At 68.0% G+C, this 13,606-nt stretch carries 13 protein-coding genes and 2 pseudogenes; 8 read left to right on the top strand and 7 right to left on the bottom strand.

The window, feature by feature from the left end; translation table 11 throughout:
• Position 1: 1 nt before the first annotated feature.
• From ABIE67_RS37705 to ABIE67_RS37695, 3 genes are all read right to left on the bottom strand, one after another.
• Positions 2-1,531 (bottom strand): anchored repeat ABC transporter, substrate-binding protein, encoded by a 1,530-nt coding sequence (locus tag ABIE67_RS37705; protein WP_370266024.1) that lies wholly within the window; start codon positions 1,529-1,531, stop codon positions 2-4.
• Between the two features lie 86 nt (positions 1,532-1,617).
• Positions 1,618-3,267, bottom strand: coding sequence for a choice-of-anchor M domain-containing protein (locus ABIE67_RS37700; RefSeq protein ID WP_370269338.1), 1,650 nt, complete (start codon positions 3,265-3,267; stop codon positions 1,618-1,620).
• The gene (locus ABIE67_RS37695) at positions 3,267-3,908 is read right to left on the bottom strand and encodes a choice-of-anchor M domain-containing protein (RefSeq protein WP_370266023.1); all 642 of its coding nucleotides are present in this window, start codon (positions 3,906-3,908) and stop codon (positions 3,267-3,269) included. The genes ABIE67_RS37700 and ABIE67_RS37695 overlap by 1 nt, the downstream gene beginning before the upstream one ends.
• Before the next feature lie 223 nt (positions 3,909-4,131).
• Between ABIE67_RS37695 and ABIE67_RS37690 the strand changes: the two genes are divergently transcribed.
• The 8 genes and pseudogenes from ABIE67_RS37690 (at position 4,132) to ABIE67_RS37655 (ending at position 10,059) form a co-directional block, all read left to right on the top strand.
• On the top strand, positions 4,132-4,524 hold the full coding sequence (locus tag ABIE67_RS37690) for a hypothetical protein (protein WP_370266022.1): 393 nt from the start codon (positions 4,132-4,134) through the stop codon (positions 4,522-4,524).
• Positions 4,525-4,807: 283 nt separating this feature from the next.
• A complete protein-coding gene (locus ABIE67_RS37685) occupies positions 4,808-5,293 on the top strand; it encodes a Fur family transcriptional regulator (protein ID WP_370266021.1) in 486 nt (161 codons plus the stop codon).
• On the top strand, positions 5,233-5,523 hold the full coding sequence (locus ABIE67_RS37680) for a hypothetical protein (protein WP_370266020.1): 291 nt from the start codon (positions 5,233-5,235) through the stop codon (positions 5,521-5,523). The genes ABIE67_RS37685 and ABIE67_RS37680 overlap by 61 nt, the downstream gene beginning before the upstream one ends.
• Positions 5,520-6,533 carry a GTP-binding protein gene (locus ABIE67_RS37675; protein ID WP_370266019.1) on the top strand — a complete coding sequence of 338 codons (1,014 nt, stop codon included), beginning with the start codon at positions 5,520-5,522 and terminating at the stop codon, positions 6,531-6,533. Before ABIE67_RS37680 ends, ABIE67_RS37675 begins: the two co-directional genes overlap by 4 nt.
• The gene (locus ABIE67_RS37670) at positions 6,530-7,834 is read left to right on the top strand and encodes a WD40 repeat domain-containing protein (protein WP_370266018.1); all 1,305 of its coding nucleotides are present in this window, start codon (positions 6,530-6,532) and stop codon (positions 7,832-7,834) included. Before ABIE67_RS37675 ends, ABIE67_RS37670 begins: the two co-directional genes overlap by 4 nt.
• Positions 7,835-7,865: 31 nt before the next feature.
• Positions 7,866-8,239, top strand: a pseudogene (locus ABIE67_RS37665) (ArsR/SmtB family transcription factor).
• Positions 8,240-8,476: 237 nt separating this feature from the next.
• Complete coding sequence (locus ABIE67_RS37660) at positions 8,477-8,968, top strand: GNAT family N-acetyltransferase (RefSeq protein ID WP_370269336.1); 492 nt, start codon at positions 8,477-8,479, stop codon at positions 8,966-8,968.
• Between the two features lie 251 nt (positions 8,969-9,219).
• Positions 9,220-10,059: a hypothetical protein gene (locus ABIE67_RS37655; protein WP_370266017.1), complete on the top strand. Its 840-nt coding sequence runs from the start codon at positions 9,220-9,222 to the stop codon at positions 10,057-10,059.
• A 685-nt stretch (positions 10,060-10,744) separates the two neighbouring features.
• On the opposite strand, the gene ABIE67_RS37650 is transcribed toward ABIE67_RS37655, so the two are convergent.
• The 4 genes and pseudogenes from ABIE67_RS37650 to ABIE67_RS37635 all read right to left on the bottom strand — a co-directional run bounded on the left by ABIE67_RS37650 (position 10,745) and on the right by ABIE67_RS37635 (position 13,606).
• On the bottom strand, positions 10,745-11,989 hold the full coding sequence (locus tag ABIE67_RS37650; RefSeq protein WP_370252085.1) for an IS110 family transposase: 1,245 nt from the start codon (positions 11,987-11,989) through the stop codon (positions 10,745-10,747).
• Positions 11,990-12,351: 362 nt separating this feature from the next.
• A pseudogene (locus ABIE67_RS37645) lies at positions 12,352-12,450 on the bottom strand (3-oxoadipate enol-lactone hydrolase); the annotation flags it as partial.
• Between the two features lie 20 nt (positions 12,451-12,470).
• Positions 12,471-12,899, bottom strand: coding sequence for an HNH endonuclease (locus ABIE67_RS37640; protein ID WP_370266016.1), 429 nt, complete (start codon positions 12,897-12,899; stop codon positions 12,471-12,473).
• Positions 12,900-12,937: 38 nt separating this feature from the next.
• Positions 12,938-13,606, bottom strand: coding sequence for a tyrosine-type recombinase/integrase (locus ABIE67_RS37635; RefSeq protein ID WP_370266015.1), 669 nt, complete (start codon positions 13,604-13,606; stop codon positions 12,938-12,940).

Below are 13,606 nucleotides of genomic sequence, written 5' to 3'. Positions count from 1 at the left end.
ATCAGGCGTCCTCCCCCAGGCACTTGGCGAGCTCGCTCGCGTTGTGCCGCATCATCGATACGTAGTCGTCGACCTTGTCGTCGAACGAGTCGCCGTAGATCGTGCAGATCCCGACCCCCTCGTCCTCGGCGACCCGGCGCAGTACGTCGGCGCGCGCCGCGAGGTTCGGCTCCAGGAACACCGACGGGACCTTCTTCTCCCGGATGGTGTCGCCGAGTTCCTCCACCTCGGCCGCGCTCGGCTCCTGGTTCGGCACGGGCACGACGAAGCCCGCGATCTCCATGCCGTACGCCTTGGCGAGGTACCCGAAGGCGTCATGCGTGGTGATCAGCTTCCGGTTCTCCTCCGGCACGGTCGCGAGCTTCTTCGCGACCTCCTCGTCGAGGGCGCCGAGCGTCTTCAGATACGCGGCGGCGTTCTTCTCGTACGTCGCCTTCCCCTCCGGATCAGCCTTGATCAGCTCGGCCTCGATCCGCCGCACGTACGCCTCCGCGTTGGCGACGTCCGCCCAGGCGTGTGGGTCCATGTCACCGTGCACGTGCTTGCCGATCACGGCCTGCGGCAGCACCCACACCTCGTCGCCCGCCTCGCCGAGGAAGGCGTACGGCTCCTCCTTCGGCACCGTCTCCTTGGCCCGGTCGGGCACGTTGAGCACCACGTCGCCGGCCGCGAGCCGCGTCTGCTCGCCGCTGGCCTCCTCGTCGGCGCGGACGTACACCTTCCCGGACTCGGCGTTGAGCGCCACGTCGGCGTGCCCGCCGTCGAGCACGGTCGCCCCCTCGGGCGCCTCGGTGCCGTCGCCGACGGTGAAGGTGAAGGTGCCGCTGCCGATGTCCGCGGTCCTTCCGTCGAGGGTCTCGGTCTGTCCCTCGACGGTCAGCCGGTACGTACCGGGCTCGCTGAACGCCCAGTTGACGTGGGTGTGCGCCTCGGGCGGCAGGGTGAAGGAGTCGGCGTCGTCCAGACCGTCGGCGGAGTCGATGTACACCTTGGGCTTGCCGAGCGTGTCGGTGAGATACACGCGCAGCTCGCCGGGCCCCTCCAGCTTCGTGGCGGACGTGCGGACTTGGGAGCCGTCGCCCTCGACCTCGCCCTCGACGGCCCAGCCGAGCCACAGCACGTCGAGTCCGAGGTCCTCCTCCAACTTCATGACCGTGCCGCCGTGTTCCTCCAGCTTCTCGGCGATCTCGATCTTCGGTGCGGACTTCTTGGCGTTGGTGTGGACCATCTTCATGATCCCGGGCTCTTCGAGCAGCAGGCCATTGCTGAACACGACGTCGGCTCTGGCGACCTTGGCCGCGTCGCCAGGGCTCGGCTCGTAGGAGTGCGGGTCGCCGTGGTGCGGCACGATCGAGGTGACGTCGACGCGGTCGCCGCCGACCTGTTCGACGAGGTCGGCGATGATCGCGGTGGTCGTCGACACCGTTAACTGGGCGTCGGACGATCCGGCCTGCAGCCCGCTGCATCCGGAGAGCAGGGCGGCGCTCGCCGCGATCAGCGCGGCGGTGGTGCGTCTGGGGTGGCCCCGCATGGGGCTCCTCCTTCTCTCGAACACGACAATGCCGCGTACGACGGACCGGGTCGCTGCCAGGCGCCGGTCCGCCGTACGCGGAGCTTTCACTGGGCGGTACGGCGTCGTCGCACGAAGAACACCACACCACCGCCCACGAGCACGGCGACCACCGCGACGCCCGCGATCACGCCGACCTGCGCACCGGTGGAGGCGAGACCGCCGGTCGTCGAGGTGCCGCTGCCACCGGTCGACGAACTTCCGCCGGCTCCGGAGGAGCCGCCGCCCGGGTCTGTCTCCGAGGCCGAGCCGGACACGGACACCGACGGGGACGCGGTCGCGGTCGGCGTCGCCGAGGCCGACCCCGACGCCGTGGCCGTCGGCTCGTCCCCCTCCCCCGGCTTCACGGTCGACGGGTCCTCGTTGTCCCCGACCACCCAGGCGATGGTCTCCGTGTCACTGACCTTCCTGCCGTCGGCGAGGGTGGCACTGACGGTGAACGTGGTGCGGTAGACGCCCTCCTGCGCGAAGGCCCACACGGTGTGGCGGTGGGTCGGCACGGACAGATCGAAGCTGTCCGGCAGCCCGTCCCCACTGTGGGCGTGCATGGTCACCGAACCGACCGAGCCCTCCGTGAAGATGCTCAGCGCACCCGGGCCCTGGACGGCGTCGAGACGGAAGGCCACACGGCCGTCGATCTCGGAGCTCTTGAACTGGTCGGTACTCCAGCCGGGCCACACGAGACCGTCCACCTGCTGGATGGGCAACCACCACACGGAATCGCCCACGGGCCCCAGGAACTCGTACCCCTCGGTGATCTTCCGCCGGGCCCCGGGCTTCACGTGCAGGACGACCTTCTCAGGCTCGCGCCAGTCGTAGTCGTTCGCCGTGCCCTGTTTGATCTGGAACTGCAGCGAACCGTCCACCGGGCGCGCGGCCAGATCGAGGTGGCCGTTGTCGATGACGTGCGCCGCCGGTGCGGTGGGCGTCACGCTCGTCGAGGGCGAGGCGCTCATGGACGGCGGGGACGTCGAGGGCGCCGGGGTGGAGCCGTCGCCGGGCAGCACGTCGTTCGGGTCGACGTCGTCGCCCACGACCACGGCCAGTGTCTCGGTGTCGGTCAAGGCGCCGCTGGTGACGGTGAAGGTCAGGCGGTAGACGCCTTCCTCGGTGAAGCCCCAGGTGGGCACGGCCCGTTGCTGGTCCTTGGACAGGGTGAACGAACTGTACGCGTTGTCACCGCTGTTGAGGTGCTGCACCGCGCTCTCGTCGTTGCCGTCCATCTCGCGCGTGTAGGTGTACAGCGCGAAGCGCCCCGGCCCCTCGAAACCGGCGAGGCGGACCTCGGTGTCGCCGCCCGTCTCGGTGCCGTTCCAGCCCGGTTCGGGCGCGAAGATCTGTCCCGCGTTCTCCCAGCCATTGAAGAAGTAGGCGGAGACCAGCGTGTCGCCCAGGATCGGATAGACCGGTGAAATGAGGTCTTCCCTGGTCGCCGGACCGGCATGCAGGACGACCTCGGACGGCTCCCGTACGACCTCGGTGTCGCCGCCGCGGTCGTCGATCTGCAACTCCAGTCTCCCGGCGACCAGTCGGGGCGTGAGATCGAGCTCGCCCTCGTCGATGACCGTGGCACCGCCGGCGGCGCGAGCTGCCCCGCCGCCGCCGGCGACCAGCCCTGCCGCGCCCAGGAGCACCGCGGTCGCCGCGATGAGCACCGCACTGGTGAAGGCACGTCTGTCGCGCGTCAGGGCCCGCATCACGAGCTGACGACGGCGGTGTAGGTCGCGGTGGTCTGCTCGATCACTCCGCCGACCGTGCCCCGGACCCTGAAGGTGAGCTGGTAGGTGCCGGCCTCCTCGAAAGCCCAGGTGGCGTGGTTGTGGGTGCCGACTCCGAAGTTCCTGGACTTGAAGTTCGTGGTGGCGGTGTTGCTGTCGTACCAGCGGGTGCTTCCCGCGTAGATGCTGAAGTCCTCGGTGGTGGCGCCGTTGCGGGTGGCGCTGACGAGGGTGTAGGTGACCGTGTTGTTGGCGAAGACACCCGTGCTCAGGTGCTCGGTGGAGATGCCCGGGAACAGTACGCCCCGCGAATCCGCGACGAGCTCGTCTTCGGGAAGCAGCCACACCTGGCTGCCCGAACCCAGCCAGCCGTGGCCGGGGTTGGCGACCCTGGCAGCCGCCGGCACCGCCAACGTCACGTCCGCGGGCTCGTACTCGGTGTCGTTCTCCTCGTCGTGAACGTGCAGATGCAGGTCGGCGCCGTCCCACTCGGCGTCGAGGACATCGACGTGGCCGCTGCTCAGGGTGGTGGCGGCGAAGGCGGACGTGTTGAGGCCGGCTGTGGCGAGCGCGGCGGCGGCGATGCCGGTGACGGTCAGCAGGCGTCTGTGGGTACGCAAAAGGAACCCCCCTTGGGTCATGTTCATGCCCGCACGGGCACGAATAAGACGATAATCATTTTCAAAAGAGGAGGCAATGAGATTGCTGTGATGGTCTGGAGTCTTGGGGCCGAGGGGGACGGCAGGGGAACTGGAGGCGAACCCTGACCGGATGCTCACCGGCCGCTGCGAGCCGTAGGAGTCGCCGCCTTCGTTCAAAGCTCGGCTGCGTCGACGCGGGACCGTGCGAGCACGCAGGCTGAACGCCCCCGCACTGGCCCTCACCGACGTCGGCATCGTCATGGGCGCCCACTCCTCCCACGTCGCACTCGAGACCGCCGACATCGCCCTGGCCGGCAACGACCTGCGTAATGTCGCCGCCGTCGTCGAACTCAGCCGGCACACCCTGCGCGTCGTACGCCAGAACTACACCCTGTCCATCGGCGTCAACCTCGCCGGCCTCATCGCGAGCGCCGGCGGCTCCATCAATCCCGTCCTGGCCGCCCTGCTCCACAACACCAGCAGCATCGCCGTGGTCGCCAACTCCGCCCGGCTCGTAGGCCACACCCCGCACCTGCCGAGCGACACCGCTGCACGCCTGCGTGCCGCACCACTGGAAAAACGGCGAGTGCGCTGATCCCGAGGACGTCGGCCTGGCGATCCCCGCACATCACGCGCAGGCCGAAGTTCTGGCTGCCTCCACCTGTCCATACGCCCCACTGCACCGCTGCTGAACGCATCGCCGGGATGCCTGGCATCAGCCGTCGATTCGGAACAGGTCGACGTCGGCCACGCCTCCCAGCGACGCGAAGCCTTACCGTCTGGCACCCCGCCCCATACATGAGCTACCGTTCATATGGATATGGATTTCATTTTCATCAGTCGGCATTCCCGCCCTGGCACTGGGGGTGAAACTTGGTGTGAGCGACCCGACGGCCCAACAACGGCCCACCCGACAGCGGTCGGCCATCCTGGAAGCTCTCGCGAACTGCCGCGACTTCGTCTCTGCGCAGGATCTGTACGCGCGCATGACCGAAGACGGAACCCGGATCGGGCTGACCACCGTGTACCGCGCGCTGCGCGACCTGGAGGCCGCGGGCGCGGTCGATGTCGTCCAAGCCGGCGCCGGTGAACGGCTCTACCGGTGGCGGCCCGACGACAGTCACCGCCACTACTTGATCTGCCGCGCCTGCGGCAGCAGCCGGCCGGTGGACTCCGAGGTCGTCGAGGAGTGGGCTGAACGCATCGCCTCCCACTCCGGATTCGCCGCGGTGGAGCACACCGTCGAACTCACCGGCGTCTGCGCCAGCTGTCAGCCCACCACGGACGAAGGAGAACTTCCGCTATGCCACTGGGATTTGGCTTCGGAAACCCCGCGACACCGAGCCCACGGCTGCGCGAGCTGAAGGAGGCGGTACGCGCCCTGCTGGACCTCGACGAGGACACCGCCGTCGTGATCCGCCAGCTCGCCTGTACCGAACCGGGCTGCCCGCCCCTGGAAACGGTCGTCGCCGTCCTCCCCATGAACGGGCCACCCCGCCGCTGGACCCTGCACCAACCAGCCGACGACATCACCAAGGCCGACCTCAAGACCGCCCTGCTCACTACCGCACCCGAAGGAGCCCGACCCGCATGACCAATCCCTCCCCTGTGGACGGCCGCGTGCCCGTCACCGTCCTGGCCGGCTTCCTCGGCTCGGGCAAGACCACCCTCCTCAACCGGATCCTCACCGAGCACCACGGGATGCGGATCGCCGTCATCGAGAACGAGTTCGGCGAGATCGGCATCGACGACGCCCTCGTGCTGGACGCCGAGGAAGAGATCTTCGAGATGAACAACGGCTGCATCTGCTGCACCGTCCGAGGAGACCTCATCCGCATCCTGGGCGCCCTGATGCGCCGCCGGGAGAAGTTCGACCACATCCTCATCGAGACCACCGGCCTGGCCGACCCCGCCCCCGTCGCGCAGACCTTCTTCATGGACGACGAGATCGCCGCCCAACTGCGCCTGGACGCCATCATCACCCTCGTCGACGCCGCCCACGTCCTCCAGCACCTGGACGAGGTCAAACCGGAGGGCGTGGAGAACGAGGCGGTCGAGCAGATCGCCTTCGCCGACCGCATCGTGCTCAACAAGACCGACCTGGCGGACGAGGCGACCCTCGCCGAGGTCGAGGCGCGGGTGAAGGCGATCAACGCGCCGGTGCAGATCCTGCGCGCTCGAAACGCCGAGGTCGACCTGAAACAGATCCTCGACGTCGGCGCCTTCGACCTGGACCGGGTCCTGAAGGACGACCCGACCTTCCTCACCGAGACCGAGCACCAGCACGACGCCACCGTCACCTCCGTGGGCATCGAACTCGACGGCGAGGTCGACGACGCCCGCCTGAATGCATGGCTGGGCAACCTGCTGCGCACCAAGGGCGCCGACATCTTCCGCTCCAAAGGCATCCTCGCGATCGCCGGCTCCAGCAGGCAGTACGTCTTCCAGGGCGTCCACATGCTGCTGATGGGCGAGGAGGGCGCCCAGTGGCGGACCGATGAACTGCGCCGCAACCGGCTGGTCTTCATCGGTCGCAACCTCGACCGCGAGGAGCTGGAGCGCGGCTTCGCCGACTGCCTGGCCACGGCGGGAGCGGCCGCGTGAGCATCACCGCACCCGACCAGGCGCTGACCGTCGCCTGGGAGATCACCATCGACGACGCCCCCGTCGCGCTCAGCGCGCGCGGCGACCTCGTGGCCGTCGCCGGAGCCGAGGGCACGGTCCGCGTACTCGATGCCGCAATGGGTGCCGAGATGGGCGCACTCGACCTGCCCGGCGGCGCCCTGAAGAATCACCTCTCCCCCACCGCCCAGCACTTGGCGGTCACCGGGCCCATGGGGTACGCGCTGTGGCGGCGCTCGGACGGCCGCACCGTCGTACGTGAATCCGGTGCCTGGTCCGCTTCCGCCGCCTGGGCCAACGACGAGCGGGTGGCCGTCGCCTCCGGGCGCGTGGCGCTCGTACTCGACGCGGACTGCGAGGAGTTGTGGCGTACCGAGCCCGCCGCGTCCACCGTCACCGACCTGGCCTGGCTGCGCCGGGGGCGGCGGCTGGCCGTAGCCGCGTACGGGGCCGTGCGCGGCCACGAGCGCCACACCGCGCAGCCCGTCGTCATCTACCCCTACATCGGCTCACACCTCGCACTCGCGGTCGCCCCGACCGAGAAGTGGATCTGCAGCGGCAACCAGGACGCCTCCATCCACATCTGGCGCACCCGCGACGGCAGCGAACTGACCATGTCCGGCTACCCGGAGAAGGTCTCCCGCCTCGCCTTCGACGACACCGGCTTCTGGCTCGCCGCCGACGGCGCCCCCGACTTGACGGTCTGGGACTTCTCCGGCAAAGGCCCGGCGGGCACCGCGCCGCGCCAACTGCGCTGCCACGAGACGATTACCGCGCTGGCCTGGCGGCCGGGACCGGCCGGGACCGGCCGGGCATCTGGCCAGCGGCGGCCACGACGGCACGATCGCGCTCTGGTACGCCACCGCCGGACAGCCAGCCAACCGGCTGCGTCCGGTGCGCACACTGGACGACGCCGACTCCGCGGTCGCCGCGCTGGCCTGGGCCGGACCGCACCTGCTGATCACCGCCCACCGCGACGGCCGCATACGGGCCTACGGCCTGCCCTCGCGGACAACGCTGTGAACCGCCGTACGACACCGATCGCCACCGCCGGCCGTACGTTGACGATCGGCGCGGCCAACCGTCCGTGCACACTGGTCGTGTGCCGCGGCTGCTGCTGCGGCAACCCACGCAAGCACCCCGGCACCGACCACGCCTGGCAGCTCGACCGCCTGCGCGCGGCGGCCACCGACTCCGCGGGCCGCCTCGCCGAACCCCCGCCCACACTGAAGCTCCAGTTCGTCCGCCCACCCCGCGAGACGAGGACCCGTGCACGCCGCTGAAACCGACAGCGGAACAGGCGGCGGCCGCGACATCCTCGCGGCCGCCCGCCTCGACGAGGCCACCGCCGCCTCCTCCAGGCCCTGGCCACACCCTCCCGACTGCGCATCCTCACCACCCTGCGGCACGCCCCGCACCCCGTCGGCGCCCTCGCAGCTGCCGTCGGCATGGAACAGTCCGCCGTCTCCCACCAACTCCGGCTCCTGCGCGCCCTCGGCCTGGTCACCGGAGAACGCGACGGCCGCCGCATCGTCTACCGCCTCTACGACAACCACGTCGCCCAACTCCTCGACCAGGCCGTCCACCACATCGAGCACCTCCGCCTCGGCCTGCGCGACCCCCACTGCCCCCCAAAGTGCTCCGGCTGGCGACTCCGAAGCTCAGCATCGAACCAGCGCGGCAACTGACGTTCGCCACATGGGACCGGATCACTAGACACACACAGACCTGAAAACCGTTTTCATTAAATTGGATAGAGTCGATCTGGGGCACGCGACGGCACTGTTGCGCAGACGACACGCCGAACAGACGTGCATGCCCGCCACGCACACGCCAGACAGGAGAAACCCGTGAGCGAGACCGCGCACCGCGGATATACCGTGCGCCCCGCGACACCGGCCGACACGGACGCCGCGCGCAGCGTCATGCTCGACACCCTCTACAAGGAGTTCGGATACGGATACGTGCCCCACTGGCACCGGGACGTGATGGACCTCAAGGGCACGTACCTCGACAACCAACGGCACCTGCTCCTCGTAGCGATCCATGACGGCGAGGTGGTCGCCACGACCGGAGTGCGCTCTGCGGGCCCTGCCCACCCACCGCACCCGCGCTGGCTGGCCGAGCTCTACCCGTCGGGTACCACCGCCCAGTTGGTCCGCGTGTACGTACGGCCCGACCACCGGCGTCATGGGCTCGCCCGCACCCTGGTCGACACGGCCTGCGCCTTCATCGCGAACACACCGGGCTACGAGCGGATCTACCTCCACACCAACGTCAACGTCGAGGGTGCGGAAGCCTTCTGGCGCAGCCTGTCCAAGGAGGTGTTCGACGCCCGCACCACAGGCGAGCACGGACCAGGCGTCGCCACGGTGCACTTCGAGATTCCCATGCCGCACTTCACGCCGGGCGACTGACCGACATCCTCGCCTCACGCCTGCGCCCACCACGGCCGTCGTCCGCACGTCGACCGGCCGGCTGCAGGGTCGCGACGACGACCCCGCCGCCGCGCCTGCGGGCCTCCTGTCCCAGCTCAACCGAGGGCCTGCAGAGCTGGGACTTGGACGTGCAGGTGTCAACTCCTCCCCCATGCGGGTAAAGGGGTCATACGCGTTGGGGGCGGATCCGATTCAGACAAACCATGTCGGTAGCGGGCACAGTCGTCGCGGTGGTGTTTTTCTGGTGGGTAGCGCTCGGCTCCCTGACCTGGCTGATCGCCGGAGACACCGTGAGGACGATCTCCGATGCGAAGGACCGGGCGGCGGCACTGAACACTGTTCGGCAATCCATCATTCAGTCTGCGGCAGGAATTGGAGCCGTGGGTGCACTCGTCTTCACCGCCCGCAACTACCTTCTGTCACGTGAAGGCCAAGTCACCGACCGATACGCGACGGCGATTGGGCAGCTCGCCTCGGACAAGGGCGATGAACGTATGGGCGGAATCTACGGGCTGGAGCGGATCATGGCCGACTCAGCGCGCGACCACTACACGATCGTGGAAGTCCTGGCTGCTTTTTTGCGGGAGCATGCACAAACACCCGCCGCCCTGAATGCAGTTGATGCGCGCGTGCCAGCGGATGCGCAGGCAGCGCTCACCGTGTTGGGACGTCGGCCGCAGAGCCCAGAGTTGGAACTGAGGGCGATCAACCTGATCGGCGCGTTGCTTCGTAAGGCAGACCTTCGCGGCGCGAATCTCGAAGGCCGTTCTCTGTCGGGCCCATCTCCATGGAGCAGATCTGATTCAAGTCGTGCGGTGCTGATCACCGCAGTCTCGGAGATGGCCGCACTGCGCGCACTTCAACTCGCAGGGAACCGAATCATCGGAGCGCGAGGCCGCTCCGTCCGTGGGCCCATGAAGTCGCTCAAACCGTGGTCGATTCACATGCACTGCGGGCTGAAGAGCAGGGACTCGACACCTTCCTCAAGGACGCCTGGCAGATTCCCATCGCAGTCGGCCTCCCCGACGCACTCCTCGATGCGCTCGACCTACACACCCGCACCCTCCTGACAGCCGGAATCGAGTTCAACCGTGACGATCTCCTGCACACCCTGTCTCGGCTCCCCCAACAACTTGCCCTGCCATGGGAGTCCGTCGGCTCGTAGGACGTACTTTCAGCGACGTCGCGATCTCGCGCGGGTTCCCGATGCCGCGTTCGTAGTAGTTACGGGAGTGCGGATCGACGCCCACATGGACATCGCCCCTGACAGTAATGCAGCCATGGCTCCACCACAGATCGCCAGTTCATCTGCTGCCGGTGACCAGCTGGTCGATCCGGCCGTTCCCGCTCCCGCACTCACATGACCCGGTCGCGCTGGGAGGGGCACGCGCCCCTCGAACGGACGCATGGGCGGGTGCGATCGCAAATCAGGCGCCCGAGGGAGTCACAGGCAAACGGACCCCCACGAGGCACCGACCGCATCGTGCGCGCCAGCGCGTTCGATCTCACGGCGAAGCCGCACCGGAGTGCTCCGGTGCGGCTTCGCCGTCTCACGGATCCGCGCAGAGATCCCGCCATGACGGACCTCGGTGGGGCCTCGCCGTATCACCCGCGTATCACACAGCCATCACCAACTGGGCAGACCCTCCCGGACTAAGAGGCTCTGACGCGTAAATAGGTCCAGGTCAGGGTGGGTCTGGGCAGGGCTGGGTGCCCGGTGGTCGTCGCGGCCGCCGGGCGCTTGGTCATGGGTGGTCAGGCTGCGCCTTCGATCGGGTTGAGGGTGACGGTGTAGCCGAGCTGGTTGAGTGAGGTGATCGCTCGGCGGGTGGCGCGTTCGGGGTCGCGTTGGGTGAAATAGGTGCCGCCGAGTTCCTGGTAGGGGACGTGGTCGGTGAGCATGTGCCAGATCGCGGTGATGATCGAGTGCTCGACCGCGACCAGGGCCCGCAGCGGACCGCGGCGGGCGGTCAGCCGCTTGTAACGGGCCTGCAGATAGGTGTTTTTGGTTCTCACCGCGCCGAACGCTGCCAGGCCGAGGGCGCCCTTGAGGTAGGGGTTGCCGGGGCGGACCTTGGTGGTTTTGGTGCGGCCGGCGGACTCGTTGTGGCCGGGGCAGACACCCGCCCAGGAGGCGAGATGTTTGGCGGAGGTGAACCGGCTCATGTCGCCGCCGGTCTCCGCGATGATCACCTCGGCGACTGCCTGGTTGATCCCGGGGATGGTGTCGAGCAGGTCGAGGGCTGGGCGAAAGGGGGCCATCGCCTCCTCGATCCGCGCGGTGAGCCGGTCGATCGCATCGGTGAGCTGGTCGTACTGGTCCAGATACAGCCGGGCCAGGAACGCGTGGTGGTCACGGAAGCGGCCGGTCAGGGCCTCGGTGAGCTCGGGGATCTTGTTGCGGAGCCGGCGCTTGGCCATCTCCGCGAGGAGCTGCGGGTCACGCTCCCCGGCGATCAGGGCTTCGAGCATGGCCCGGCCGGAGACGCCCATGATGTCGGAGGCGACCGCGGCGAGCTTGATGCCGGTGTCCTCCAGCAGCTTCTCCAGCCGCTGGACGAGCTGGCCGCGCTCACGGGTCATCTGGGTGCGGGCCCGGGTCAGATCCCGTAGTTCGCGCACCGGCTGCTCGGGCACGAACGAGGCGCGCACCAGGCCGTGGGCGCCGAGCTGGGCCAGCCAGGCCGCATCCGAGACATCGGTCTTGCGGCCGGGCAGGTTCTTGACCTGCCGGGCGTTGACCAGGATCACGTTCAAGCCTTCGGCCAGCACGTAGTAGTAGGGCTTCCAGTAGTCCGACGTCGCCTCGATGACCACGAGGGTGACGTTCGCGGCGAGCAGGTGATCGCGCAGGGCCAGGACCGCGTGCGTCGTCGATCCCCACGTCGTGGTCTCGTTGGTGAACGAGCCCCGGCGCTTCGTGCTCGGCGTGCGGACACACGCCTTCGCGTCCTTCTTGCTGATGTCCAGCCCCGCGCAGCGTTCATGCAGCACGTCCACGGATCCCACTCCCTCCCCGGCGCCCAGTGCATTGCACGCCGTTCCGGGAGGGCCAGGGTGAAACAGGAATTCTGACGCTCGTGCTCACAGCAACACTCCACGGTGCCCGTGGAAGGCCCCCAGTACCACGCTGACCTGCGAGCTCACCGGCATCACAGAGGCATCGGTCTCGGCCGGAACGAACCCCTCCAGTGTCCCGGACCGGCATCAATCCACGGCAGGGCACACAAGAAGCACCTCCGGCGCGCGCCACGGCATTTACCACGCCCCCGGCGCGCACCGAAGGTGCGCTGGATCGCTGACCTGCAATTTCATGCCCGGAATGGTCCGGCATAGACGCCACTGTACGGTCTCTACAACCTGTGCCATGTGGTACCCAGGGAGGGACCCAAGATCAGGACGGGAGCCTCTTCTGGCCCGTCAAAGCGGTATTGCAAGGTGTTCGACGGTGTCTCACTCACGCCTCAGACCCTCTCACGCATCACGAAATCTCACACGGCCGGGGGAACCCGGCGGTTCTGACTCTCTCGGCGCGACACGTCCGGCACTGCCGGAACCCTCGGGCATCCAGGTACGAGTTCTCCGGCGAATACGCGTGGCCGTAGGGACAGTGCGTCGTCCTGGCTCGCGCGCTATCCCAGTCCCTGCGCCGTCGAGCTTCCTGCTTTGGCACGGCTTCCAGGTTGTCCGGGTTGCAGCAGAGCGTGTAGTGCCGTCCCAAAGGATCGGCATGACGCATCTGAAAGCCTTTCAGGATCTCCCCGACCAGCAGCCTGAACACCACACGGTGAACAAGCTGTGTTTTTCCCTCGTGGGAAACTTGGCCATAGCCTGACTGCCCCTCCCCGTTGCAGCTACCGGTCCATAGCCAGCAGCCGGTCTCCGGGTCAACCTCGATCTTGGCTGCCATACGGCTGGGCAGGTCGCTCGGTCGGTAGGCCGACGGACTCACGCTTGTCCCTCCGACTCAACACCGTGAAGGCCGTTCCACGCTGTGGCGGCTGCGCGGAGATCTTCTACGTCCGGCTTCACGTACCACTTCTTGGTGGTCCTCACATTCGTGTGTCCGGCCCACCGCGCAAGGATGTGATCTGGCACACCGTTGCTTGCCAGGTACGTGAGGCACGACGAACGAGCGTCGCAGAGACGAACGCGGCGAAGACCGAAGATTTCCATGAGCCGGTACGCACGTCGCCGGAGCTGCTTGATCGTGAAGGCTTCTCCGGTCTCGTGCACCAGGACGTAGCCGGAATCCGCGTAAGCCTCGCCCAGAGCCAGTTTCTCCTTGGCCTGGAGAGCCTTGAACGACTCGAGAGCAGCCAGCACCGGAGCCGGCAACGGGAGTGCCCGTTCACCGGCCAGCGACTGCCTCCCCCGCACCCGGTCCAGGGTGATCCGGTAGTTGTAGATGGTCGTTTCTTCCAGGTCCTCCGCCTTCATGGCCAGCCACTGATCGAGCCACTCATTCACGGTGACCTTATTCGGCGGTACCAACGTCCCTTCCTGGCGACGGTTGGTGATGCGCGCGCATTCGGCCTTCGCTTCCTTCAGCGTGCCGAATGTACGGGTTAGCTGCTTTCGCTTCCCGGTGGTGGGGTCAATGCCTACATCGATCAC

The sequence above is a fragment of the Streptomyces sp. V4I8 genome (genome assembly GCF_041261225.1).
In the GTDB taxonomy this organism is placed as follows: Bacteria; Actinomycetota; Actinomycetes; order Streptomycetales; family Streptomycetaceae; genus Streptomyces.
Note: the sequence above shows the minus strand (reverse complement) of the source record. Positions and strands in the feature narration are given on the sequence as shown.